We start from the raw sequence: 25,426 nt of genomic DNA on the forward strand, positions 1-25,426 counted from the left end.
GTATCTCGGCGAGCAAACGGCTCGCACGTGTCAAAATGCCCGTGGGATGCAGCAGCAGGTCGCTGCCTTTCCCCCTTGCGCTACCCTGACATAGTCTTGCAACCTTTGCACAGAGCCGATTGTCTGCAAATTGTCTGCTTTACGTGAAAAATAATTTAAATTGGGGTTTGATCATGCCAAGTGGCACGGCTCAGCCGGCAGGGAATTACTACGACAAGTACCACACGCGTAACCCCATCGCGCGTTGGCTGATGCAAGGGTTTCTCGCTGCGTTCGATGAGTTGCGGGGCCAGGCGAAGGTCAGGGAACGCACCGTACTGGAGATTGGCTGCGGCGAAGGCGAGCTTTCCATGCGCATGGCGCGCGAAGGATTTGCCGTCGAAGGCTGCGATATCGCGGAGGAAGCGGTGGATGAAGCACGCCGCCGCGCTGCTGATGCGAAACTCAATATCGATTATTCGGTCTGCGATATCGCCGACGCCACGAACCGCTTCGCACCACGCGGGCTGGTCGTGTGTTGCGAAGTGCTGGAGCATCTGGACGACCCCGTCGCCGCGCTGGCTACGCTGGATGCTCTTACCGAGGAATACGTCCTCGTCAGCGTGCCGCGGGAACCTATATGGCGCGCGCTGAACCTTGCACGCATGCGATATCTTGGCGACCTGGGCAACACGCCGGGTCACATCCAGCATTGGTCGACGCGACATTTTACCGAACTACTGGCGACGCGATTCGATGTGATCGCCGTACGTACACCTCTCCCGTGGACGATGGCGCTTTGCCGTGCCAGGCGCTAAGCGCTACATACGCGCGATAGGGTCCCTACTCAGCCTGCTCGCCCTGGCGTGGGTGATGTACCGCTTCAGTGCGAGCGGCGTGATGGATCGCATCCTGCACACGCCGCATGCCGATAGCCTCGCCTGGCGTATCCCATTGGCTGCCGCGGTCTATGCGGTCGGCGTGGCTTCACTCGCCATGGCATGGTGGTTCCTGCAGCGTGCTTACGCGCCTCCGCTCGTATCGCTGGGACCGAGCGTGGGCACGTATCTCTTCACGCAAATGGGAAAGTACCTGCCAGGCAACGTCGCCCAGTATGTCGGACGTCACGCCATGCTTCGGCGCAAGGGTCTCGGGCACGCGGCGCTGTTGTATTGCACGCTCAGCGAGGCCGCGCTGCTGGCCTTTTCGGCGCTCGTGTTCGCCACGCCACTGGCCGCGTTCATTACCGGCTGGCTAACGCCAGCGCGGATGGCGCTGGCGGTTATCGCGCTTGCCGCCGTGGCACTCGGGGTGATCATTTTCGCAAGGGCTCGACTGCCATGGGCGCGTCGTGCGCTGCCTGTCTTCGTTCCTTCCCAGCTTGCCGCAGCAGCCCCGTTCTATCTCGTGTTCTTCACGCTGATGGGCACGGCGCTCTGGATCGTGGCCGGCGCCATGCCCCCACCGGGCGTAACGCCCGTGCCGTTTGCCTCTGCTGCGGCGCTTAGCTGGCTGGCGGGGTATTTCGTAGTGGGTGCACCCGCGGGTCTCGGTGTGCGCGAAGCCGTGTTCGTGTGGCTCATGCATGGCTACGTGCCTGACGATACCGTGCTCCTATGGGTCGCTTCATTTCGTGCGGCAACATTTCTAGGCGATTTGCTGGCGTTTCTGCCCGCGGCGATATGCCAGCGCTCGTGGCAGGGCGCGGCCTGATCCTCTCGCTTCGTGGCACCCGGCGTACCGCGGCGACAGCCGACATGGAATGTGGCTAAGATCGGGTGACAACCATTTCCTAGACGACGGGTGGTGCGATGCTCAGGCAAGCGGTGAAGCAAGCAGTCATGACGATTCCGGCCGTACGCCGTGCGTTTGAGCAGCGAGATCGCGTCTTTGAGGCCTTCAGGGGTATTGAGGAGCGGGGCCTCAGCGATCCGCGCATACGCGATGTAAGCCGCGGCACCTCGCCCGATGACTGGGTCGGACGGCTGGAGGGTTACATCAAGGTCCTCGAATCCCGTTCGCCTGAGTACTCGCGGCCCACGTTCTCGCACTGGGGCGAGGATGCCATCGCGGGCTTTCTTTTCGACACGGTGCCGCAGGGCCGCTACCTCGATATCGGCTGCTATCACCCGGCGCTCTACTCGAACACGATGTTGCTGTACGAGCGTGGCTGGAGCGGCGTCAACGTCGATCCGAATCCGTTCATGATCGGTGAGTTCGCGCGGTTCCGTCCCCGTGATATCAGCCTCAATAATGCTGTCGGACGGGAGCGTGGGGTGCTCGAATTTTTCAAGTTCCACGACTGGGCCACCAGCAATACCGGTTCGGCGCAGTTCGCGCAGATGGTCGCCAAAGCCGACGGCCTGGAGGTTCCCAAGGCCATTTCCATCGACATGCTTACGCTGCGCGAGCTCATGGAGACGCACTTCCCGGATGCCGCGCCCCAGTTCATGAACATAGATGTGGAAGACATGGATGTCGATGTGCTGGCCTCGAATGACTGGAATCGATTCCGGCCCACGGTCATCGCCATCGAGGACCTGCGTTTTGATTATCGCGCGCCGGCCGAATCCGCCATTTACCGGTTCCTGACGGAGCATGGCTACGATATGTTTTCACGCTGCGTCTACACCAGCTTTTTCATTGAGCATGCCCATAATCGGTTCGCTCTGGATTTTGTAGATAAATGAACGAGTTAAGTTATTTGAAAAGCCGCTCTTGGGGCCGGTGAATGCCGTATACTCTGCCCCCTGCGTCCCGGGGGGGGCGTACATCAGACGGGCAACTCTAAAATGCAGCGTACTTTGAAGGTGGCGGTCGTGATCCCCTGCTATAACGAGGAGGTCGCGATCCCAGCTGTTATCCGTGATTTTCGGAAGGCACTTCCGGAGGCCCGGATTTGCGTGTTCGACAATGCGTCCAAGGACAACACGGCAGCGGTCGCGCGCGAGCATGGCGCCGAAGTGTTCCGTGTGGACCTGCGCGGCAAGGGCAACGTCGTGCGGCGTATGTTCGCGGATATCGATGCGGACGTTTACATCATGGTCGACGGCGATGCGACCTACCATGCGGACTCCGCGCCTTTGCTTATCAGCAAGCTGATCAACGATCGCCTCGACATGGTGGTTGGCTGCCGCGTTTCCGATGAGCGCGAGGCCTATCGAAGCGGGCACCGCTTTGGCAATCTTATGCTCACGGGCTGCGTCTCCAAGATGTTTGGCGGCCGCTTTACCGACATGCTTTCCGGCTACCGTGCTTTTTCGCGCCGGTATGCAAAGTCGTTCCCGGCGTCATCTGAGGGGTTCGAAACGGAGACCGAGCTGACCGTGCATGCGCTTGAACTGAAGATGCCTTACGGCGAAGTAATGACGCCCTATGCATCACGCCCGGAAGGCTCGGAGAGCAAGCTATCGACGTATAAGGATGGGTTCCGCATCCTCACGACGATCATCCGTCTCTACAAGACCGAGCGCCCTGCCCAGTTCTTTGGCGTAATCACCCTGCTGCTTTGGCTTATTGCCATCGCGCTGAGCTTGCCGTTGATCATTACCTACGCGCAGACCGGCCTGGTCCCGCGATTCCCCACGGCCATTCTTGCCATGGGCCTCGTAGGCCTTGGATTCAGCTCCCTCATCTGCGGACTCATCCTCGATACGGTGACAAAGGGACGGCAGGAAATGAAGCACCTGCGTTACCTCACCATCCCATCGACCACCGACGCCTGACGTCGCTACGCGTCGCGAGCCGGTTCCCGCGCCACGGAAGCCGGCTCGCATGGTGCTGCCTGCCGTGCGAGCAGCAGGCAAGGCACCAAAGCGATGGCTACCGCGAAGACCGGCAGCTGGTAGCGAGCATCCTGAGCGACGTTGACGATGCTGAGTACGGCGGAATGGACGCCGACAGTGGTCAATGCCGCCCAGGCGATGCGCCTGCTGTTCATGCGCCGGCTGGCGACCAGGGTAGCGAACAGAAGCATCGCGAGGTAAATACCGGGGCGCCACAATAGGCCACCCTGTGCCTTTAGCACCCCCATGCCTAACTTTTGCGCCAGATCAGGGGCGAACGATGAAGATGCCAGCCCGTTCGTGTTTCGCGCAATCCAATCCGCCCGCCCATCGTTCGACCACATGCCCGAACCGCTGATATAGAGGCGACCGGTCGCGGTGGGCGCGCCATTCGCGCTCCAGACCAGGCTGCCGACGCAAGCCATGTGCTTCAGCTCGGTGATCGGATGGGCAAAAGCGAGTCGAGCGGACGCGCGGACCAGCTCGTCTGCGTGGTGCGAAGCGTAATTCGCATCGAAATCCTCCTGGAAAATGGTCGAATCCACAGTGGCGCAGTTGTAGTGCCAGTCGGGCGCGGTGCTGTCGATGCGCTTAACCAGCGCCAGATCCCCGGCATCGCTGGGAAGCTCGCCGACTGCCAGGTGAGCGGCGATGTGGTGCGCCGCGGGTCCGTACTTTGCCTCGGTGTGCTGTACGCCGAGTATGCGAGGCAGCGGGCCCATCAAGACGACGAACAGCACGATGGCCAGTACGCCGATGCCAGCAAGGCGCCATCGGTAGGTCGGGATGAACAGGGCAAGCGCCGCAAGGGTGGCAAGCGCGGCCGGCGGCCCGTTGTGACGCAGCAGCATGGCGGTCAGCGCAAGGGTCAGGATGCCTAGGAACGCCCACGGGTTCCTCGGATCGGGTTTCGCCTGGTAGGCCATCGAGATCGTCAGCGCGGTAAGCGCGATCACCGAGGAGGCGTAGGGCACGTCTTTCCACAACGTGACGCTCGTGATGACCAGCATCGGGCAAACCGCGCAAAGGAGCGCCGCCAGCCAAGCCGCCCAACGGGGTGCGCGCGTGGCACGCTGGCCGGCGTCGATCAGCCAGCCGCAGGCGAGGGCGAGCGTCGCTGCCTGGAAGAACGCGACGATGGCCGGGCTGTCCCAGAGAACCCGCAAGCCGTGGACGGCGAGCGTGTGATAGAACGGATGCCAGTCGTTGTATTTGCCCCGCGTTGCCTGGCCCCATTGATCCATGGAATCGGGCGTCATGATTCCTGGATAGAACGTCAGCAACAGGCCAACCGATACCGCAAGCATCGGCAAGGCATAACGCACCGGTCCATATGCCAGTGGCCTGTCCTTCCCAGGCAGCGTGTAGGGGCGTCGCGTCGCCACTTCGGCGAGCAGCATCAGAGCGAAGCCGACAACCATGCCATCGCAAAACTGCACCCATGCCTGCAATGCGGAGCGTGCCGGGAACACAAGGAAGCGCGGGGTGGCGATGCTGTCGACCGGCGCGAGCGATACATCGATCGTTGCCGGGTTTTCCGCGCTATAAAGGTCAAAGGTCTTGCGCACCCCATCCCACGTCACCGAGGCCTTGCCCGAACGTTGGTCGGACTCGAATACGAGGGTGGCATCGCGCTTTAGCGCTCCCTGCCACTGCGCCGTTGAGTGCTTCTGCCCGGTAGCCGAAACCAATTCCAGCTCACGGGATGTCCAGCTGCCCTGCCGCTGCATCTTCGACGGATTCACGATGCGCCCGTCGACCACCAGGTGGAACGAGACCTTAGATGCCGTGGCCGCCGGGTCGCGCTCACCGGTGGCGATGACCTCGAGCACATGCCGCATCGGCGGTGCGGCCTTGGTGCCGAACGCAAATGTCAGGGCGATGCCGGCAAGTGCGAACAGGGCGAGGTTGGCCGCGCCGTGCCACGGGCCACCGGTCCTTCGCTCATTCACCCACGCCCAGGGCCGGCGCAGGAGCCATGCGAGGATGATGGTAAGGATCGTAAGCGTGCAGGCGGTAGCGGCAGGGCCGAACGTCTGCGCAGCATGGCTATGGAAAAAGATGCTCTGCGCGAAAATGCCGCCAAGCATGATCCTGTAGATTAGGTTTGCCCCACGCCCGTACACGTCTCACTCCCTGTCTCTCTCAGGATGCATTCTGACGTATATCGCCCCGTTTTACGCGGTGCGCGACTGCGGACTTTTCAGCGGCAGAACGGCCGGAAGTGCACTCCCGGCCGTTCGCATGCTCACCCCAGGGCCGCTTCCAACTCCGGCAGGATCTTGAACAGATCCCCCACCAACCCGATATCGGCAATCTCAAAAATCGGCGCTTCGCCATCCTTGTTGATCGCCACGATCGTGCCGGCATCCTTGATACCCGTCAGATGCTGGATAGCGCCCGAAATACCCACGGCGATATACAGCTCCGGCGCAATGATCTTGCCGGTCTGGCCGACCTGCATCTCGTTCGGAACATAGCCGGCGTCAACGGCGGCACGCGAGGCACCAACGGCCGCTCCGATCTTGTCGGCGAACTTGTAGATAACCTCGAAGTTCTCCTTCGAACCCACGCCACGGCCGCCGGAAACCACCTTGCCAGCGCCCTGCAGGTCCGGGCGATCGCTCTTGCCCTGCTGCAGGTTCACGAAGCGGGTATGCGAGGGCAGGGCGACATCGAGCGAAAGCGCCTCGACGCCCGCGCTGCCGTTGCTGGCAGCGGCCGGCCACGAGGCCGTGCGGATGGTGGCGACGACGGTGGAGCCCGCGTCGACCTCAACGGTGACGATGGCGTTGCCCGCATAGATCGGCCGCTTGAAGCTGTGCGGGCCTTCCACGGTCATGACATCGCTCACCTGCGAGACGCCCAGCAGGGCGGCGATGCGGGGGGCGACATCCTTGCCGAACGTGGTCGACGGGGCGAACACGTGGCTGTAACCGGCGGCGGCCTTGGCGACCTGGGGCGCGATGATCGCGGCCAGGGCGTGGGCATTTTCCGGGCGGGCGACGGTCAGGACCTTGCTGACGCCGTCGATCTTCGCGGCTTCCGCGGCGATGGCGTCGGGGGCATCGGACAGGACGATGACGTCGATGGCTTCCGGCTTGACGGCCGCGGCAGCGCTCACGGCGCGCGCAGTCGAGGCGTTGAGCTTGCCGTCCAGGTGCTCGGCGATAACGAGGATCTTGCTCATGCTATGTGCTCCTGTGCGGCTGCCTTACAGCAGGCCCTTCTGCTTGAGGGCCGCGACCAGTTCGGCGGCATCGTTGACCATCACGCCCTTGCTGCGCTTGGGCGGCGCGGCGAAGTGGGTGGTCTTCACATGATCGGCGGCATCGACGCCAAGCGAGCCCAGCTCGATCACGTCGATCGGCTTGGACTTGGCCTTCATGATGTCCGGCAGCTTGATGAAGCGCGGCTCGTTGAGGCGGAGATCCGTGGTGATCACGGCCGGGAGCTCGGCTTCGATCGTTTCCAGGCCAGCATCGACCTCACGGGTCACCGTGGCCTTGCCATCGGCGATCTCGACCTTGCTGGCGAACGTGGCCTGCGGCCGATCCCACAGGGCGGCGAGCATCTGGCCGGTCTGGTTGGCATCGTCATCGATGGCCTGCTTGCCCAGGATCACCAGGCCCGGCTGCTCCTTCTCGACGAGCTTGAGGAAGGTGCGCGCGGCGGTCAGCGGCGAGACGGCGTCAGCGGTCTGCACATGGATGGCGCGGTTGGCGCCCATGGCCAGGCCATTGCGCAGGTGGGCCGTGAGGTCGGCCGGACCGATGCCGACGACGATGACTTCTTCAGCAATGCCCTTCTCACGAAGGCGCAGGGCCTCTTCCAGGGCGATATCGTCGAACGGGTTGGCGGAAAGCTTCACGCCATCGGTGACGACGCCGGTGCCATCGGGCTTGACCTGAATGCGGACGTTGTAGTCCACGACGCGCTTGTAGCCGACCAGGATCTTCATGCTTGGTTCCTGTGTGAATGCCCGTTCACGCGAACGGACGACAAAATTGGCCTGTCATTCTAGCGAAAACGTTAGGGCTAGGGCCGCGATACGCCGGCCCGTTACGTCCGTGCTGCGCTGCCGCATGGCTCCGCGCAAGGGTTCACGGTGTCGCAAAGCCCTGGGGAAACTGCGTCTGCCATCGCCATGCGTCCTCGCACATGCGCTCGAGGCCGAGCTCTGCTTGCCAGCCCAGCAAGCGTGTTGCGAGGGCGGGGTCAGCAAAGCAGGCGGCGACATCACCGGGCCGCCGGGGGACGATTTGGTACGGAATGCTGCGGCCGCTAGCCTTCTCGAATGCCCGGATGGCCTCCAGCACGCTGTAGCCACGGCCCGTGCCGAGGTTTACGGTGAAACCACCGTGGTCGACGAGGCGGGCCATGGCATCGACATGCGCGCGGGCAAGGTCCACCACGTGGATATAGTCGCGAACGCCCGTGCCATCCGGCGTGGGGTAGTCGCCGCCGAATACCTGCACGCTGGGCAGCCTCCCGATAGCCACCTGGCTCACATACGGCAAAAGATTGTTGGGGCGCCCCGCGGGATCTTCGCCGAGCATGCCCGAGGGATGGGCGCCCGCAGGATTGAAATAGCGCAGGATGCCAGCGCGGAACGCCGGATCCGACGCCACCACGTCCGCGATCAGCTCTTCCATGACCAGCTTCGTGCGGCCATACGGATTCGTTACCGATAGCGGTGCGCCTTCATCCACGGGGCACGTCTCCGGCAAGCCGTACACGGTTGCCGACGAACTGAACACAAGGCGTTGCACACCATGTTTGCGCATGGCTTGCAACAAGACGATGGTGCCCGAGATATTGTTCTCGAAATAATCGAGCGGGCGCTCCGTGGATTCGCCCACCGATTTCAGCGCGGCGAAATGCATGACGACATCGGGCTGGAAGGCCTCGAATGCCCGGTCAAGCGCGGCGCTATCGCGGACGTCCGCTTCGACGAACGGGATGTCGCGGCCCGTGATGCGGCTCGCATGCTCGACGGCGCGGCGCGATGAATTGCACAGGTTGTCGAGTACCAGTACATCGTGGCCACGCTCGACGAGTTCGACCGTGGTATGCGAGCCAATGTAACCGGCACCGCCGCAGACGAGGATTTTCATGCCGTGGATCCTTCAGGTGGGCATCTTGGGGACGCGGGAGGCGTAGGTAAAGCTTGCCATGGGCTCTTCGCCGAGTAACTCGTGGGCCTCACGGATGCGTAGCCCACGGCTGCTCACGCCGGCGGCTACCACGCGCTCAATGGCATGAGCGAGCGTGCCGTCAACCTGGCCGGCTTCCGCCTCGAATTCCCACTCACCCAGGTCCATCTCATACAGCGGCCGCAGCCCGTCCGCTCGGATCCAGAACATGCTGCCGGCGATGAACCGCTCAGCATGGCCGGGCGAGATGTCCATCCGGGAAAGCAAACCTGACACGGCCGTGCCGTTAGCTCCGGCGAATTCATCCAACCGCACCGCATGACTGTCGGGCGCGATCGCACCGAGCGTTGCATCGGCGGCGAACGCCTCCAGCAGCCTTTGGGCTCGGCCAGGGGCGAGCAGGGTATTGAACAGGTCGCGTCGCCAGACCTCACCGTCGGCACGGTGCTCGGTTTTCTTCGTGTGCAGCTTCAGGATGACCTGTGTGCCATCGAGCAGCAGTCCCGCAGCTGCCTGCAAGAAGGGCAGGATGTCACGGCCGCGGTTGGCATATGCGTGGATCTCTGCGGAAAGGCCAAGGCGCGCGCAGGCTTCACGTACGGCCTTTTCGCGCTCGCGGGCAGTGGTGATGACCACGCGCCAACTGATGCCGGATGCCGATAGGGCCGCAGCGATATCGTCGAGCAGGTCGACATGCCAGGCATGCACCAGCGCGACTGGGCGCGGCGCCACCGGCACGGGTGCCAGCGCCGCGCGGGTGGCTTCGAGCCAGGCATGGCCGCGCGCGGCATCAGGTTCCAGCACCGCACCCTCTGCCCACTCGTTCCATGCATTGACGAAGACGAGCGGCTGCCGTGGCGCGCGTTCGCGGGCCGTGATGACGGCGCGACGCAACCAGTCCATGTAGCCAGCTGGCGACGCATGCACGAAACAGCGGCCTCGGCCGCTACGCCGCGCCTCGTTATCCCAGCCGGGGTTCACGGCGGGGTAGAGCAGGTAATCCGGCGATTTGCCCTGCTGCGCTAGGTCGCGCCAGTCGAGGATCTCGCCTGCATAATCGGGATTGAGCAATGTGCGCGAGGCGGTCACATTGCGCGCCGTGGTGTTGTTCGGCGGGAAGGCAACGGCGGCGTCGAAGCCAATGCGGCGCGGATCGACGTTGTCAAAGCTCTGCACGTACGCCAGCCAGATGTCGCCGATGCCGTTCTCCTGGCACCAGAGCCGCCATCGTGCTGCCGTGGCGGCGGCATCCGGCAACAAGCCGGGGCGGTAGACGAGCAGCAGCGGCTTGCCGTCGACGCGCAGGTAGCGACGATCACGCAGGTAAGGTGCGATGTGCGCGATGAAGGCAAGATCGTCCTCCGCGCTGTGCCGCTGCGCGATCAACACATCCTCTTCGCGGCCATCCCAGCGTCGTGACCAGTTTTCGTTTGCCCAGCACAAGCACAGCGGCAGGTCGAGGGAAGGATCGGCGAGCCAGCCGCGCAGCGGTGCCTCCATGAGGGTCTTGCCAGCGAACCAGTAGAAATACGAGCAGAACGCAGCGATTCCGTAGGTACGGGCAAGCTCCGCCTGGGCACGCATGGTTTCCGGTAGCCGCAAGTCATAGAAGCCCAGGTCGCCAGGAAGACGTGGTTGCACGTGTCCTTCGAACTGCGGAAGCGCACGCGATACGTTACGCCACTCAGTGAAGCCCGTGCCCCACCACGCATCGTTCTCCGCGAAGGGATGGAATTGCGGAAGGTAGAAGGCGACGACGGCCGCTGGGGCATCCTTCAACGGGGCGGCTTCGACCGCTGGCCGGTAGCCGACGAGCCGATGGCCAGCGTGATCGTACGGGCGCCGCGTCGTGGCGGTGGCCGGGCGGCCGGTGGGGCCGTCGGGCACGAGCCCAGGTAGCGTGGTGAGGAACCGCTGGCGCAGGCGGTCGCGGGTTGCCGTGGGCAAAGGGGCAAGGCGGAACCCCAGCCGAAGGCCGCGGAACACAAGTGAACGAAAAGTGCCGGCGATGGCCATGACTCAGCCTCCCGGAACAGTGCGCGGCGGGAGCGCATCGCGCAAGGCAGCGCGCGCGGCATCGGCGCCAAAATGCGTCGCGACATGGGCCATGGATCGATCTGACAGCACCGTCCACAGCGCTTCATCCGTGGCGAGGCGCTGGTACGCCGCGGCCATCGCATCGGGGCCCTCGGCGACCATGGCATCCACGCCGTTGGTCAGGTGCATGCCTTCGACGGCTACGGGCGTGGCGATGACAGGAAGCCCGTGGCTCATTGCCATGTTGATCTTGCCTTTCACGCCCGCACCAAATCGCAGCGGCGCGATGGAAGCGAGGCAACTGGCCATCAAGGGGGCAAGGTCGGGTACGCGGCCCATCATGTCGAGGCCGGCGCGGGTGAGCGCTATACGCGCATCGTCGGGCACGTCGCCGGCGACGAGTATGCGGATATCCGGGTCGACGCGGCGCATGGCAGGAAGAATTTCAGTGGCCATCCAGTGCATGGCGTCGGCATTCGGCGGGTGGCCGTAACCACCGACGAACAAGATGTCACGGCGCCCAGCGAAGCCGGCCGTGCGCCCGAACACTTCGTGGATGTTTGAAAGCAGGCTGACGCGTGCATCCGGCAGGATGCCCGCGAGCAATTCGCGTTCGTATTCGCTGACCACGAAGGTAGTATCAGCGGCGGCGATCAGGCGAAGCTCGTGTTTGCGTGTCGAGTGGGAGTGCCTCGCCAGCGCGCTACTACCCGCTTGCATCGCGGCGCGCTCCTCGCGGAGGAAATGCAGGTCCACTGTGTCGAAAATGAAGGCCGCACCGGGCGCATGTTTGCGGACGAAAGACTCGTATTGGGTCGCGACCATGTGGCGCGAAAGGATCACGGCGGTAAGTTCAGCGCCGCGTGCGGCAAGCCATTCCGGGACGCTCCCCACCCATGGAGCCGCCGCCACTTCGATCCCAAAGGCCCCGAGTGTTGAGACTTCCTTATCGGACGCGACGCCATCATCGGGCGCAAATACCACGTGCCAGCCATCGGCGACAAGGATACGCATCATCGAAATGAGGCGAAGCGATCCGGAATCGCGCGAGGCGTCCGGTGTGGATACATCCACCACCAGTACGGTGGCGCCGCGGCGCTGGCGATCGATCGTGGCGAGCGATGTGCCGGGCGCGGGCTGAAGCGCAAGCGCCGGAGCCCATTTCTCGGCAAGCTTGTGGCGATTGACGGCCTGGAAGCGCTTCATGCCACTATCCACCTCATCCGCCGAACTGATGCCCTCGGCGTGCACGACGATGCTTGCCGGCACATAGCGAACGCTATAACCGGCGGCGCGCACGGCGAAGGCGAGATCGGTATCTTCGTAGTAGCCCGGCGCGTAACGCAGGTCGAACGCGCCGACCGCCGCGAATAGCGCGGCGGGGATGGCGAGCGATGCGCCCGACACGTAATCGACCGTACGTGTATAGCGGTAAGCTGGGTTCTTGCGTGATTCGAACCGGCCGATGTTCCAGGCCGACGCGTCGGAGAATACCCATGCCCCGGCTTCCTGGAGCCGTCCGTCGGGATAGACGAGCTGGCTCCCGGCGATGCCCGTGTCGGGGTACAGCTCGAAAGCCTGGAGCAGCGCGTCGATGCACCCAGGCGTTACCTGTGTATCGTTATTGAGGAAGACGAGCATGGCACCGCCCGCGGCTGCCGCGCCGGCATTGCATGAGCCCACGAAGCCCAGGTTCCGTTCGTTCTTCAGCAGGCGCAGCCCGCTCACCTCGGACAATACCGTCGCCGTGTTATCGGGCGACGCGTCATCGACAACGATCACCTCGTACGGCACGCCCGGGGGGGCCAGGCTTAGCGAGCGAAGGCAGGCCAGCGTATATTCCACTTTCCCATAAACCGGGATGATGATAGATACCCGCGGTTGGCTCGACGTGGCCAGCGCCAGATGCGCATACGGAGCATCCAGCGGCAGCAACTGCAGGGAGTCATCCTCGGCTGGCCTCGGCGTGAGGCCCTGGCCGATGCGAGCCAACGTCCCTCGCCATCCCCGGAGCGCAATGCTTGTGCGCATGCGCTGGGCAAGTGATCTCAATCGTCGATAACGCCAGGATAGATGGTCGGACACGATGCTTCAGAGGCCCTGGTAATTCGGCCCAGACCCACCCTCAGGCGTGACCCAGGTAATAATCTGGTACGGATCCTTGATATCGCAGGTCTTGCAATGCACGCAGTTCGCCGCATTGATCTGCAAGCGCCGCCCACCGTCATCCTCAACCATCTCATACACGCCCGCCGGGCAGAACCGCTGGCACGGATTCCCGTACTCGGTGGTGCAACGGTCCACGCAGATAGACGTATCAGCCACCTTCAGGTGAACCGGCTGGTCTTCATCATGCTCCGTGGCGGCGAAATACACCGACGCCAGGCGGTCACGCGGCGCGAGCGTGCGCTCCACATAATCCTTCTTCGGCGCCTCGTACTGGCCAAGCTTGTCCAGCGACGACCAGTCAGCGTGGTTCTTCAGCGTCCACGGCGACTTGCCGAATGTGATGGTTTCCCACGCCGCATTGAGCAGGCCGAACCACAACCCCTTGTTGAAGCCCGGGCGGATGTTGCGCACGGACTTCAGCTCGGCGACGACCGCCGAGCCGCGCAGCTTCGCGTCCCAGCCGGCCGGGTTGAGTTGCGTGGCGACCAGGTGCTCGGCAGCGAGCATGCCCGAGGCGATAGCCTGGTGCGTGCCCTTGATCTTCGGCACGTTCACGAGGCCGGCGGAATCGCCGATGAGGATCGCGCCGGGCATTTCCACCTTAGGAAGGGACTGGAAGCCGCCCTCGATGATGGCGCGCGCACCGGCGGAAACGATGTTGCCGCCTTCGAGCAGGCCCTTCACGTTCGGGTGGTGCTTGAACTGCTGGAACGCCTCGAACGGCGAGAAGTTCGGATCCGGGTAATCCAGGCCGACGACGAAGCCGACGGCGACGCGGTCGTTATCCAGGTGGTACAGGAAGCTGCCGCCGTAGGTGTCGTTCGCCAACGGCCAGCCGGTGGTGTGGACCACCTTGCCCGGTTCGCCGCGGCCGGCAGGGAGCTGCCACAGTTCCTTGATGCCGATGCCGTAGGTCTGCGGGTCGCTTTCCGCATCCAGGTCGAACGTCTTGATCAGTGCCTTGCTGATGTGGCCCCGGCAGCCCTCGGCGAGCACGGTCACCTTCGCGCGGATGTCGATGCCTTCGGTGTAGCCCGGCTTGTGCGTGCCATCACGCGCGATGCCCATGTCGCCGATGCGCACGCCATTCACGGCGCCGCTTTCGTCGAACAGGGCCTCGGCGGCGGCATAGCCCGGGAACACGTCGACGCCCAGCGCCTCGGCCTGTGGTGCCAGCCAGGCGCACAGGGCGCCCAGGCTGACGATCACGTTGCCATGGTTGTTCATCTGCGGTGGGGCCACCGGGGCCTTGATGCCCGACTGGTGATCCTTCAGCCACCAGAACTCGTCCTTCGTCACCGGCACGCACACCGGCGGCGGCGCCTTGCGCCAATCCGGCAGCAGGCGATCCAGCGGGGCGGTCTCGATGACGGCGCCCGAGAGGATCTGTGCACCGATGGTCGAGGCCTTCTCGATCACGCAGACCGAGATCTCCGGATTGAGCTGTTTCGTACGCATCGCGAACGCGAGGCCGGCGGGGCCTGCCCCGACGACGACGAGATCGTATTCCATGGTTTCGCGTTCGCTCATCGCTGGCTCTCGAATCTGGCTGGCAGGATCAATCACGTATTGTCACGTTTCCCCCCAACCCGGGCAAATCGCCGTTTGAAACGGACCCCGCCGGGGTTGCAAGACATTCACATGGGAGGTTTATAGTCGTCTCCACGCGCCAGGAGATTCCATGAATACGATGTTGCCTGTCTCCGCCACGGACATGCGCCGGGCCACCCTTTTGCAGATCATGCACTGGCTGGCGATCGGCCGGGCACAACCGCAGGCCCTTTCAGATGTGTACCAGGACGCGATCGAGCGGCTTAATCCGGTCCTGAACGCCTATACCGACGTGAGCGTGTCGCTCATCCAGGAGCAGGCCCTGGCGGCCGACCGCCGCCGCCGCGATGGCGTGATGGGCCGCCTGGACGGCCTGCCCATCGCCATCAAGGACAATTTCGACGTCGCCGGCGTGCCCACGAAGGCGGGTATGCGGCGGCGCACCGTGGTGCCTGGCCAGGATGCCCATGCGATTGCCCGGTTGCGTGCGTCCGGCGCAGTGCTGCTGGGCAAGACCAACATGGATGAAGGGGCGTTGGGCCTTACCACCAACAATCCGTTCCATGGCGCAACGCACAATCCGCATCGCCTCGGCTACACCGCCGGTGGTTCGTCGGGTGGCGCGGCCGCCGCCGTCGCCGCTGGCATGGCCGTGGCTGCGATCGGTTCCGACACGCTCGGCTCGGTCCGCGTGCCAGCCAGCTACTGCGGCGTGTATGCGCTGAAACCGACCCACGGTGAGATTTCCGCCCGGGGCCTGGTGCCCGCGGCGCGAAGGCTCGACGCCGTGGGCCTGCTGGCGCGCGGCGTGGATGACCTGACCGTGCTGCTGCAGACCCTGGCGGGCTACGACGCCGACGATGCCCGCTCGCGCCGCCGTCGCGTCGCGTTCCAGCCGCCGGACTGGGAGCCGGGCAACCTGCGCACCGGTTTCCTGCCGGACCTCGCCGCCGTGGGTGTCGAGAGCGACGTCATCGATGTGTTCAACAACGCGCTTTCCCAGCTCAAGGGCGAACTGGGCGAGCGCCGCGCGGTGGATTTCTCCGACTGGGATTTCGCCCGCACCCGTCGCGCCGGCCTCCTGCTCATGGAAGCGGAGATGCTCAACACCTTTGCCGAGGAACTGGCCGACGAGGCGTATCCGGTATCGCCGGCCTTCCGCCAGATGGTGGATTTCGCGGCGAAGAAGTCGGCCGCCGACTATGTCGCCGCCGATCTCGTGCTGGATGCGGCCACGCTGAAGATGCGCCGCCTGTTCGCCCAGGTCGATGTGCTGGTCATGCCCACGACCTCGCAGGGTGCGTTCCCGCTCGACCAGCCGGCACCGGCATCGCAGGCCGACCTCTGCAGCTTCGCCAGCCTGGCGGGTTGCCCGGCGGTGAGCATTCCGATGGGGACATTGCCGAACGGGATGCCCATCGGCATGCAGCTCGTGGGCGCGCGCGGTTCGGATCTGCGGCTGCTGGAGCTTGCAGCGGTCTGCGCGTCGTCGCTCGATGCCGAGCCGGCGTATCCGGTGGAACCGAAACCCGCCTGACCTCGTAGGAGCCCACCCTGTGGGCGACATCTTTCGCGATAGGCCACAGGACCCCTGACTCTCTCGCGAACGGCGTCGCCCACAGGGTGGGCTCCTACGGCGTTGGGGCTGACTGGTAGGTCCAGCTCACGACATCGCGGGAGAGCTTGTCCATCGCCCGCCCGAACGCCTGCACCACCTGCGGTACTTCCTTCCCATCCACCGGCTCGCGCACCTCGAAACGCTGGCTGGCGACGATCTGGTGGCGGCGGGAGTTGGCGAGCATGGCGTCGAAGCGGATCACCACTTCCGGGCTGCCGTTGGCGTAATCGGTCTGGAACGACGCGAGTGTTCCGCCAAGCTCGTAATCCGCGGCAAGGTTGCTGTCATCCGTGCTGAGCGCGGTGACGCGGCCACTGTCGCGGAACGCGTCCGCGAGGCGGTCACGGAAGATGTGCGGCGCACTGTCGTTCCAGCGCGCGGCCGCATACACCGTGATCGTGTTACTCGCCGGTACCACGGCGATGCGTGAGTTATCGATGGAGCGCGGCGCGTTCGGCGTGGCGATGCGCAGCGCCCAGGGCACGGGCGTCGTCGCCATGGGCCGGCCGCCGGGCGCGGCCGGCAGCGTATAGACGCTCGGTTGTTCGGCCTTGGGCAGGATGGAGCAGCCCGCCACGGCGGCGAGCACGAAGGGAAGGGCGAACCGTAGGCGGCTCATGGGGTGAACTCCTTGGTCTTCTCGCGTCCGAACAGGTAGCCGCTCGGGTTTTCATCCAGGCGCCGGGTGATCGAGCGCAGCGATCCCAGCGTGTCGCGCAGTTCGCGCAAGGCAGGCGCCAGGTCGCCAAGGCTGGCGGCGCCACCGTTGAGGGCATCGCTGTTGTCGTTGATGAGCCGGTCGATCGAGGCCATGGAATGCTCGAGGGAGGCCATGGCACGCTGCGCGCTCTCCAGCGTCGCCTTGCCCTGTCCCTGCACCAGCCCATTGGCGTTCTGCACCAGGCTCTTGCTTTCCGCCAGCGTCTCGTTCGCCTGCTTCGTGGCGAGATCGAGCTGCTTGATCAGCGAACGGATGTCTTCACGCTCATCGGCGATGACGCCGGTCGTCTTGTCGAGGTGATCCAGGGTGCGCTCGATCCGGTGCACGTTCTCGGGCGATAGCAACTCGCTGGCATGCGCCGCCGCCTGGTTGATGTTGGTGATGAGGTCTTCGCTGTTGGAGAGCAGCTTGGCCAGCTGGGAGGTATCCGCATTGATGATGGGCACCTCGCCGTCGTGGCCGACGAGCAACTGGCTGCCGGGCGAGCCACCCGTGAGCTGGATGATCGCCGTGCCGGTCACGCCGGTCAGCGCGAGCTTCGCGTGCGTGTCCTTGCGCAGCGGCGTATCGCCGTTCACCCGGATCCGGGCGAGCACGCGGCGCGGGTCATTCGGGTCCAGCCTCAACTGGGTCACGTCGCCCAGGCGGATGCCGTTGTACTGGACCGCCGAGCCGCGCGAGAGACCGGTGACTGCTTCGCTGAACACCACGTCGTAGTAGTTCCATTCCTGGTCGGAGTGCGCCTTCGCCAGCCAGACCCCGAAGAGCAGGCCGCCAACGACGACGATCACGGTGAACAGGCCGATAAGGATGTGGTGCGCTCGGGTTTCCATGGTTCAGTCCTTGCCTTGGCTGGCGGCGAAGGTGGCCGCGCGGCCGCGCGGTCCGTTGAAGTACGCCTGCACCCAGGGATCATCGGTGCGGGCGACTTCGCTAATCGGGCCCACGGCCAGGACGCGGCGCTGGGAAAGCACGGCTACGCGGTCGCAGGTGGAATACAAGGTGTCCAGGTCGTGCGTCACGAGGAACACGGTGAGCCCCAGCGCATCGCGCAGGGTGACGATGAGGCTGTCGAACGCGGCGGCGCTGATCGGATCGAGGCCGGCGGTCGGCTCGTCGAGGAACAAAATCTCGGGGTCCAGCGCGAGCGCGCGGGCGAGGGCGGCGCGCTTGATCATGCCGCCGGAAAGTTCCGAGGGCCATTTGCGCCCGGCTTCCACCGGCAGGCCGGAGAGCGCGAGCTTCACGCCGGCGAGGCGGGTGGCATCGATGCGGTCGAGCTTCGCGTGTTCCACCAGCGGCAGGGCAACGTTCTCGGCCACGGTCAGCGAGGAGAACAGGGCGCCGCTCTGGAACAGGACGCCGAAGCGCCGTTCCACCAGCGAGCGACGGTCCTCCGGTAGCGAGAGCAGGTTCTCGCCGAACACGCGGACCTCGCCGGCCACCGGGCGCACCAGGCCGATGATGGTTCGCAGCAATACCGACTTGCCGGTGCCGGAGCCGCCGACGATGCCGATGATCTCGCCGCGGCGCACGTCGAGGTCGAGGTTCTCGTGCACGGTCTGCGTGCCGAACCGGTTGGTGAGTCCGCGTACTTCAATTACGGTATCGTCGCTCACCAACCCATCTCCATATAGAAGAGGGCGGCGACCGCATCGAGCAGGATCACCACGAAGATGGATTGCACCACGGCGGAGGTGGTGTGCTCGCCGACCGACTGTGCGCTGCCGGATACCTTGAACCCTTCCATGCAGCCGATCACCGCGATCATGAAGGCGAACACCGGTGCCTTGGCGATGCCGACGAGGAACTGCCGGAGCTGCATGTCCTCCTGGAACATGTTGAGGAACATCGAGGGCGACATCTTTAACGTGGCGATGCAGACCACGCCGCCGCCGACGATGCCGGCGATCATGGCGATAAAGGTGAGCAGCGGCAGGGCGATCAGCAGGGCGAGGACGCGCGGAAGCACCAGCAGCTCCACCGGGTCGAGACCCAGGGTGCGGATCGCGTCGATCTCCTCGCGGGCCTTCATGGAACCGATCTGCGCCGTGAAGGCGCTGGCGGTACGGCCGGCGAGCAGGATGGCGGTGAGCAGCACGCCGAACTCGCGCAGGAACGCGAAGCCGACCAGGTCCACCGTGAACACGCTCGCACCATAAGCGGCGAGCGCGGTCGAGCCGAGGAAGGCGACCACCGCGCCCACCATGAAGGAGAGCAGGGCGAGGATCGGCACGGCATCCAGGCCGGTCTGCTCCAGGTGGGAAATGAGCGAGGTGACCCGCCAGCGTCGGGGGCGCCAGCCCGTGCTCGCGAAACCCTGCAGCGTGATGCCGATGAAGGCGAGCAGCTTGAGCGTCTGCTTCCAGAACGATTCGACCCCCCGGCCGATACGCTCGAGCAGGACCACGAAGCCGGCATCGCGCTTGCGCGGCACGCCCTTGCAGTACGTGTCGATCGCGTCGCCGACGGTCTTCAACAGTGCCCGGCGGGCGGCGGGGAGGGCTTCGTCCTGGGCCAGGGCCTGGGTGCGCCGGCTGCCAAGCAGCTCGGCGATGACGAACGCGCCGGAGGTGTCCATGGCATGGACGTCGTGGAGGTCCACGGCGACCTCGCTACCGATCGACCCGGCCATTTCGTTGGCGCGCTGCTGCAGCGCCTCGTAATAAGGGAGGGTCCAGTCCCCCCGGAGCACGAGCCGATCGCCGCCGGTATCGCGGGTAAGGGTGACCGTGCCGGGCAGGGTGGGAGTGGCCATGGGTCGGAAGGCTAGCAGGAAGATGTTGCGGCGCGCTTGGACTTGGCGCTTGCTGCCGGGATAATAACTGGCTAGCCCCAAGCCCTATCCCCCTGAAGGTAAGACCATGACCGACAAGACCGAACTCAACGCCACCCACCGCGAGCTCGGCGCCCGCATGGTCGATTTCGGTGGCTGGGACATGCCCATCGCCTACGGCTCGCAGATCGAGGAACACCACGCCGTCCGCAAGGACGCCGGCATGTTCGATGTCTCGCACATGACCGTGGTGGACCTGACTGGCCCGAACACCCGCGACTTCCTGCGCAAGCTGGTCGCCAACAACGTGGACAAGCTGGCGAAGTCGGGCAAGGCGCTCTACACCTGCATGCTCGACGAGAATGGCGGCGTCATCGACGACCTGATCGTCTATTTCCTGCGCGAGGATTTCTTCCGCCTGGTGGTGAACGCCGCTACCCGCGTGAAGGACCTGGCGTGGATCGAAAAGCAGGCGGCTGCCTTCGGCGTCAGCGTCCGCGAACGCCCCGAGTTCGGCATGATCGCCGTGCAGGGCCCGAACGCCCGCGAGAAGCTGATCGGCCTCCTGCCGGCCGACGTGCAGGAGAAGGCACGCAAGCTCGGCAAGTTCGCCGCGATCGAAACCGAGGGTCCGGATGGCATGCCGCTGTTCCTCGCCCGCACCGGCTACACCGGTGAAGACGGCTTCGAGGTCGTCGTGCCGAACACCCGCGTCGTGGAGCTGTGGAAGCACCTGCATGCCGCGGGTGTCGCCCCGGCCGGCCTGGGTGCGCGCGACACCCTGCGCCTCGAAGCCGGCATGAACCTTTACGGCCAGGACATGGACGAGACGGTGTCGCCGTGGGAAGCCGCGCTGGCCTGGACCATTTCGCTGGACGAGGGCCGTGACTTCATCGGCCGCGCCGCGCTGGAGCAGCACAAGGCCGATGGCGTGAAGCGCGTCATGGTCGGCCTGGTCATGGACGACAAGGGCGTGCTCCGCCACGGTCAGAAAGTTCTCACTGCCAACGGCGAGGGCGAGATCCTCTCCGGCGGCTTCGCCCCCACGCTCGGCAAGTCCATTGCCTTTGCCCGCATCCCTGCAGGCGAGCCGGGTGACGTCCGCGTCGACATCCGTGGGAAGGAAGTGCCGGTCCGCGTGGTGAAGTTCCCGTTCGTGCGCGATGGCCAGCCGATGCCGGGTATCGCGGACTAAAACGCACCCCTATAAAGATGTGCTTGACGAGGGCGGCCGCGGGCCGCCCTCGTCATTTGTGGCGCCGGTTACTTCGGTTGGAGCGTAATCGTGATGTTGCGGTTGGCGCCCATGCGGTCCTTGTAATACTCGCCGCGCTCGATCGTGTAGAAGGTATCGAGGTAATCGTGATCGTCCTTCAGCCAGCTGCCGCTGCCCATGGTCTTCATCACGGCCTCGCCGATCCGCGAGACCAGCGACACGGCAGCCTTCGATCGCTTCGTGATGCTTTCCAGGGCCTTTTCGATCTGCTCCGTCGGCGTGCCCGGGGTCACCTCGGGTGCGATCAGGGTGGCGATATCACCCACGGAATCGACGACCCCTCGGGCGAGGTGGTTGAAGTCGAGATCGCCGTCGAGTTCCCAGAACTCGATGTTCACGTACTTCGAGGCGAACTCGTTCCAGTTCACGATATCCATGTGCGGGTTGCGGCTTTGGTTCGCCTCGGTCAGGAAGGGCAGCTGGCGGATCGATACCTTCGGCATGGCGTCGTGCCCGACACCGCTCACGATGGCGATGACCTCGGCCTTGCCCTTCGGGCACGATTCGCGGATGTCCTTCGCAGTGATCCGCTGGATGATGGTCAGTTCTTCGTTACCCGGGCCGGCAACGGTATGAGTCGTATTCATGTCAGATCCTTCTGGGTGGGGGTGGTGCATGGGCGGCCGGTTGGCGGTCAGCCGACGGTGTAGGGCTCGATGGTGACGGTGGCGTTGTTTGCCGCGCCGACGTACCCGGCATAGCGCTTGCCGCGTTCGATCAGATAGTAGGAATCGACATAGTCGATGTCGTTCTTGAACCACTTCGGATCCATCGCGCCGAGCACCAGTTCCCCGATCTTGCCTACCGCGGCGTAGGGCGAGGTCGTCGGGGATGCGGCAAGGCCCTTCTGGACGCCCGTCACCAGGGTGCTGGCGAGCTTGCCGAAATCGGTGCCGTCGTCATCTTCGAACAGCTGGATATTCACGTGGTCGGCGCCCCACTCCGACCAGTCGACCAGGTCCATGTTGGGCGAGTAGTCCCGCTTGTCGTGGTCGAGCCACGGCATGTCCAGCACCTTCACCAGCGGTTTGCCGTTCACGCCAACGCCCGAGACGACCGCGAAAATCTCCGCGCCGCCCATGATGTTCTTTTCCTTGTCGTTTTCGAGCCGGATCTTGCGCAGTACGCTGAATTCGCGGCGGGTATTCGTCGTCATGTTGTCCTTCCTTTGTGGGTCACAGGCACGGCCCCGGTTGGGCCGCCACCGACACGTTAGACGGAGGAAGCCACCGTTCCTGTCGCCCTTCGCCTACGCGCTCTGTCGGTTATCAGCGGCATTTGCATCGGCTTGCCGCTGATAGCCATGGGGTGCCGCCTGTCACGGATGGCATGCTTCCGTGCCGCGCCGGGATCGGTACAATGTTCCGGTCTCCACCGCCCACTCCCTTACGAGGCCTACCCCATGAGCAACGAAATCCCAGGCGACCTGCATTTCCTCAAGTCCCACGAGTGGGTGCGCATCAACGACGACGGCACCGCCACGGTCGGCATTTCCGACCACGCGCAGGGCGCGCTGGGCGATCTGGTGTACGTCGAGTTGCCGGAAGTGGGTAGCACCGTCGAGGCAGGCGAAGGCAAGGGTGTCGCCGTCGTCGAATCGGTGAAGGCCGCGTCCGATATTTATTCCCCCCTCTCGGGTGAAGTCGTGGCGGTGAACGAGGCGCTCTCGGATGCTCCCGAGACGATCAACTCGGAACCCTACGAGGGTGGCTGGATCTTCAAGATCAAGTACAGCGACCGGAACGAAGTCGACGAACTTTTGACGCCCGACGCTTACGCCGAACTGATCGAAAACGAAGACCACTGACGGTCGCTCGGATCGCTTCAACCTGGTGCCGGTCGTCCTCGACCGGCATTTTTTTGTCCGCGGCACCCCTTTTGGGAAATTTTTTTTTCGCCGCCAGTCGAGTTCCGTTCATCCCCAAAACCACCCCCGGCGGGTCACCGCGCGACACCGCGCGCGACCATGCGGGCGCGCTCTCGCGACCGATACGCGAAACGCAGAACGGTTCACGAAATGCCTTTATTTAAGATGTTTTGTTAATAACGCGAATCGCGAATATGCAATCGCGAGCAAACGAAAAATCGAATCGGAGAGGTCGATAATCCTCCCCGCGGTTATGTCCCGGCGACCTCCGGGCCCGCGCGATGTATCCGCAACGTCTTCAATTTAGAGCCAAAATTTATTGACAGCGGATTTGTTCAGGAATAGCTTTTGCGTCAATTGACGGGGAACCCGGAAATGGAAACACCAGAATTCATCCGGCCGTATGTGGAGCACGGTTCGAAAGCGGGAGCGGTACGCAAGATCACGGTATCGATTCCGCTGCACATCCTCCGCCTGCTATCCGATGAAAGAACCCGCCGACAGGTGAACAATTTAAGGCACGCGACGAACAGCGATCTGCTGGTTGAAGCGTTCCTACATGCTTTTACTGGGCAACCACTGCCAACTGATGAGGAGCTGAGACGAACCATGGCCACTGCCAAGAAAGCCACTGCCAAGAAGTCGGCCGCCAAGAAGGCGACCAAGAAGTCCACCGTGAAGCGCACGGCTGCCCGCAAGGCACCGGCGAAGAAGACTGCCGCCCGCAAGGCCGCAGTGAAGAAGACCGCCCGCAAGGCTGCGGTCAAGAAGACCGCCCGCAAGTCGGCGGTGAAGAAGGCTTCGACCCGTAAGGTCGCTGCCAAGAAGGCCGTCAAGAAGGCCGTCCGCAAGGCTGCGCCGAAGAAGGCTGCAGTCAAGAAGACCGCCCGCAAGGCTGCCGTCAAGAAGACTGCCCGTAAGGCTGCACCGCGTAAGGCTGCCAGCAAGAAGGTCGCCGCTGCCAAGGTCGTTCGCGCGACCAAGGCTGCCAAGGCCCCCAAGGCTGTGAAGGCCCCGCGCGCTCCGAAGGCCCCCAAGGTCTAAGCAAGCAAGCGTCACCTTCTAATAAGAAAGCTGTTTGCGAATTAGCTCCCCGCGGTGCCCAGCGCGGGGAGCCACTTCGAAACTTGACCCCGGCCTGGCCGGGGTTATTCATTTAAGGGGCCTGGTTCGCGTCCCGGAAAAGCTCCTAGGCCCGCAGGCTGGATTCACGCGCTCATTACGGTTACCTTTCAGGCCACGCGCTGCGTGGGACGGGGGGTCCCGCGCGTCAAGCCATCAGGGGGCGCGCGTTCATTCCGGAGTCCTGTCCCGCCGCCATGGATACCCGTCATCGAATCCCGGTGCGCCACCGCATGCGCGGTGCCGTCAATCCCGTCACGCTCGCCGTCCTCGCCATCGTGGTGGTGCTGGGCGTGGCCGCTTACTTCCTCATTATCAAGCCGTACCACGACGCCAACGTCGACCTGACCCAGCAGAACGCCGCCACGGCGACCAAGCCGGGTGCGGTCCGCGAGGCGCCGCCGGCCAACGTCGACGCGCTGAGCGTGGACCAGCTGCTCGCCGAAGCGCGCACTGCCATGAACGACCAGCGCCTGGTGGCGCCGGCCGGGAATAATGCGTTCGAGTTCTATATGAAGGTGCTGCAGAAGCAGCCGGGCAACGCCGTCGCGGCGGATGCGCTGCGCGAGACGTTCTCGTACGGCGCGGCCGCCACCGAACAGACGATCAACGCGCGCGACTTCAATGAGGCCCAGCGCGAAATCGACCTGCTGGCCAAGGCGGATCCGGCGAACTACACGCTGACCATCCTTCGCTCCAAGCTCGATGCCCAGCGCAAGACGCTCGATCGCGAACAGCAGCAGGCCCAGGATGCGCAGAAGGCGCAGCTGGCCCAGCAGAACGCGGCAGCGGCCGCGAAGCTGCAGGCCGAGCAGCAGGCCGCGACCGCGGCGGCCGCCGAAGCCCAGCGCCAGCAGGCGGCGCGTGAGCAGGCCGCGCGCGTGGCGCAGCAGCAACCGGTGGCACCGGCGCCGGTGACCCGTCCGGCCGCTCCGGCGCGCGCGGAAGGCGAAGCGATCACTGATGCCGTCCTGGTCCGCCAGGTGAACCCGCGTTACCCGACGGCAGCGATGCGCGCTAACCAGGAAGGCTGGGTGGACGTGGAGCTGACGGTGGGTGCGGATGGCGCGGTGAGCAATGTGAACGTCGTCGACGCCCAGCCGAAGCGCATCTTCGACCGCTCCGCGATCGATGCGGTGAGCAAGTGGGAATTCAAGCCAGCCATGCGCAATGGCGAGCCCATGACGGTCACCCTCCGCCGACGGTTGCAGTTCAACCTCGGTCGCTGAACGAGAACAAGGCCCCTCGCGGGGCCTTTTCTTTTCCACCTGATGACCTTGTGGGAGCGCGCTTGCGCGCGATGGGTGCTCGCGGCAAGTCCCATCGCGCGCAAGCGCGCTCCCACAACGGTGAGGGGGGCATCACTTCT

General features: G+C 64.4%; 22 protein-coding genes. 9 read left to right on the forward strand and 13 right to left on the reverse strand.

The window, feature by feature from the left end:
- Window positions 1-173: 173 nt before the first annotated feature.
- From ACZ6YI_RS06600 to ACZ6YI_RS06615, 4 genes are all read left to right on the forward strand, one after another.
- Window positions 174-797 carry a class I SAM-dependent methyltransferase gene (locus ACZ6YI_RS06600; RefSeq protein WP_465777950.1) on the forward strand — a complete coding sequence of 208 codons (624 nt, stop codon included), beginning with the start codon at window positions 174-176 and terminating at the stop codon, window positions 795-797.
- On the forward strand, window positions 784-1,692 hold the full coding sequence (locus ACZ6YI_RS06605) for a hypothetical protein (RefSeq protein WP_465777951.1): 909 nt from the start codon (window positions 784-786) through the stop codon (window positions 1,690-1,692). The genes ACZ6YI_RS06600 and ACZ6YI_RS06605 overlap by 14 nt, the downstream gene beginning before the upstream one ends.
- Before the next feature lie 128 nt (window positions 1,693-1,820).
- Window positions 1,821-2,669: an FkbM family methyltransferase gene (locus ACZ6YI_RS06610; protein ID WP_465777952.1), complete on the forward strand. Its 849-nt coding sequence runs from the start codon at window positions 1,821-1,823 to the stop codon at window positions 2,667-2,669.
- Window positions 2,670-2,771: 102 nt separating this feature from the next.
- Window positions 2,772-3,704 carry a glycosyltransferase gene (locus ACZ6YI_RS06615; RefSeq protein WP_465777953.1) on the forward strand — a complete coding sequence of 311 codons (933 nt, stop codon included), beginning with the start codon at window positions 2,772-2,774 and terminating at the stop codon, window positions 3,702-3,704.
- Window positions 3,705-3,709: 5 nt separating this feature from the next.
- On the opposite strand, the gene ACZ6YI_RS06620 is transcribed toward ACZ6YI_RS06615, so the two are convergent.
- From ACZ6YI_RS06620 to ACZ6YI_RS06650, 7 genes are all read right to left on the reverse strand, one after another.
- Window positions 3,710-5,605 carry a hypothetical protein gene (locus ACZ6YI_RS06620; protein WP_465777954.1) on the reverse strand — a complete coding sequence of 632 codons (1,896 nt, stop codon included), beginning with the start codon at window positions 5,603-5,605 and terminating at the stop codon, window positions 3,710-3,712.
- A 407-nt stretch (window positions 5,606-6,012) separates the two neighbouring features.
- Window positions 6,013-6,954: an electron transfer flavoprotein subunit alpha/FixB family protein gene (locus tag ACZ6YI_RS06625; protein ID WP_465777955.1), complete on the reverse strand. Its 942-nt coding sequence runs from the start codon at window positions 6,952-6,954 to the stop codon at window positions 6,013-6,015.
- 24 nt (window positions 6,955-6,978) lie between these two features.
- A complete protein-coding gene (locus ACZ6YI_RS06630) occupies window positions 6,979-7,725 on the reverse strand; it encodes an electron transfer flavoprotein subunit beta/FixA family protein (RefSeq protein WP_465777956.1) in 747 nt (248 codons plus the stop codon).
- Between the two features lie 142 nt (window positions 7,726-7,867).
- Entirely contained in the window at window positions 7,868-8,881 is a 1,014-nt protein-coding gene (gene galE / locus ACZ6YI_RS06635; protein ID WP_465777957.1) for a UDP-glucose 4-epimerase GalE, read from the reverse strand.
- A 12-nt stretch (window positions 8,882-8,893) separates the two neighbouring features.
- A complete protein-coding gene (locus ACZ6YI_RS06640; RefSeq protein ID WP_465777958.1) occupies window positions 8,894-10,936 on the reverse strand; it encodes a glycoside hydrolase family 99-like domain-containing protein in 2,043 nt (680 codons plus the stop codon).
- A 3-nt stretch (window positions 10,937-10,939) separates the two neighbouring features.
- Window positions 10,940-12,949: a glycosyltransferase gene (locus ACZ6YI_RS06645; RefSeq protein WP_465777959.1), complete on the reverse strand. Its 2,010-nt coding sequence runs from the start codon at window positions 12,947-12,949 to the stop codon at window positions 10,940-10,942.
- A 99-nt stretch (window positions 12,950-13,048) separates the two neighbouring features.
- A complete protein-coding gene (locus tag ACZ6YI_RS06650) occupies window positions 13,049-14,656 on the reverse strand; it encodes an electron transfer flavoprotein-ubiquinone oxidoreductase (RefSeq protein WP_465777960.1) in 1,608 nt (535 codons plus the stop codon).
- A gap of 151 nt (window positions 14,657-14,807) precedes the next feature.
- Here ACZ6YI_RS06650 and ACZ6YI_RS06655 point away from each other — a divergent pair, with 151 nt between their 5' ends.
- Entirely contained in the window at window positions 14,808-16,214 is a 1,407-nt protein-coding gene (locus tag ACZ6YI_RS06655; RefSeq protein WP_465777961.1) for an amidase, read from the forward strand.
- Between the two features lie 94 nt (window positions 16,215-16,308).
- On the opposite strand, the gene ACZ6YI_RS06660 is transcribed toward ACZ6YI_RS06655, so the two are convergent.
- From ACZ6YI_RS06660 to ACZ6YI_RS06675, 4 genes are read right to left on the reverse strand one after another with little or no spacing between them, the layout of a single operon-like run.
- Complete coding sequence (locus ACZ6YI_RS06660) at window positions 16,309-16,914, reverse strand: ABC-type transport auxiliary lipoprotein family protein (RefSeq protein WP_465777962.1); 606 nt, start codon at window positions 16,912-16,914, stop codon at window positions 16,309-16,311.
- On the reverse strand, window positions 16,911-17,849 hold the full coding sequence (locus ACZ6YI_RS06665) for an MlaD family protein (RefSeq protein WP_465777963.1): 939 nt from the start codon (window positions 17,847-17,849) through the stop codon (window positions 16,911-16,913). The genes ACZ6YI_RS06660 and ACZ6YI_RS06665 overlap by 4 nt, the downstream gene beginning before the upstream one ends.
- A gap of 3 nt (window positions 17,850-17,852) precedes the next feature.
- Window positions 17,853-18,638: an ABC transporter ATP-binding protein gene (locus ACZ6YI_RS06670; protein WP_465777964.1), complete on the reverse strand. Its 786-nt coding sequence runs from the start codon at window positions 18,636-18,638 to the stop codon at window positions 17,853-17,855.
- Window positions 18,632-19,774 carry an MlaE family ABC transporter permease gene (locus tag ACZ6YI_RS06675; RefSeq protein ID WP_465777965.1) on the reverse strand — a complete coding sequence of 381 codons (1,143 nt, stop codon included), beginning with the start codon at window positions 19,772-19,774 and terminating at the stop codon, window positions 18,632-18,634. Before ACZ6YI_RS06675 ends, ACZ6YI_RS06670 begins: the two co-directional genes overlap by 7 nt.
- Before the next feature lie 106 nt (window positions 19,775-19,880).
- Here ACZ6YI_RS06675 and gcvT point away from each other — a divergent pair, with 106 nt between their 5' ends.
- The gene (gene gcvT / locus ACZ6YI_RS06680; protein ID WP_465777966.1) at window positions 19,881-20,987 is read left to right on the forward strand and encodes a glycine cleavage system aminomethyltransferase GcvT; all 1,107 of its coding nucleotides are present in this window, start codon (window positions 19,881-19,883) and stop codon (window positions 20,985-20,987) included.
- A gap of 68 nt (window positions 20,988-21,055) precedes the next feature.
- On the opposite strand, the gene ACZ6YI_RS06685 is transcribed toward gcvT, so the two are convergent.
- Both ACZ6YI_RS06685 and ACZ6YI_RS06690 read right to left on the reverse strand, forming a co-directional pair.
- Window positions 21,056-21,655, reverse strand: a complete 600-nt coding sequence (locus ACZ6YI_RS06685) for a DUF3103 family protein (RefSeq protein WP_465777967.1) — start codon at window positions 21,653-21,655, stop codon at window positions 21,056-21,058.
- 47 nt (window positions 21,656-21,702) lie between these two features.
- Complete coding sequence (locus ACZ6YI_RS06690; protein ID WP_465777968.1) at window positions 21,703-22,224, reverse strand: DUF3103 family protein; 522 nt, start codon at window positions 22,222-22,224, stop codon at window positions 21,703-21,705.
- Between the two features lie 246 nt (window positions 22,225-22,470).
- Here ACZ6YI_RS06690 and gcvH point away from each other — a divergent pair, with 246 nt between their 5' ends.
- The 3 genes from gcvH to ACZ6YI_RS06705 all read left to right on the forward strand — a co-directional run bounded on the left by gcvH (window position 22,471) and on the right by ACZ6YI_RS06705 (window position 25,286).
- Window positions 22,471-22,875: a glycine cleavage system protein GcvH gene (gene gcvH, locus ACZ6YI_RS06695; RefSeq protein WP_465777969.1), complete on the forward strand. Its 405-nt coding sequence runs from the start codon at window positions 22,471-22,473 to the stop codon at window positions 22,873-22,875.
- A gap of 435 nt (window positions 22,876-23,310) precedes the next feature.
- On the forward strand, window positions 23,311-23,979 hold the full coding sequence (gene metJ / locus ACZ6YI_RS06700) for a met regulon transcriptional regulator MetJ (protein ID WP_440323862.1): 669 nt from the start codon (window positions 23,311-23,313) through the stop codon (window positions 23,977-23,979).
- 311 nt (window positions 23,980-24,290) lie between these two features.
- Window positions 24,291-25,286 (forward strand): energy transducer TonB, encoded by a 996-nt coding sequence (locus ACZ6YI_RS06705; RefSeq protein WP_465777970.1) that lies wholly within the window; start codon window positions 24,291-24,293, stop codon window positions 25,284-25,286.
- Window positions 25,287-25,426: the final 140 nt, after the last annotated feature.

The organism is Luteibacter sp. NPDC104163 (genome assembly GCF_055584245.1).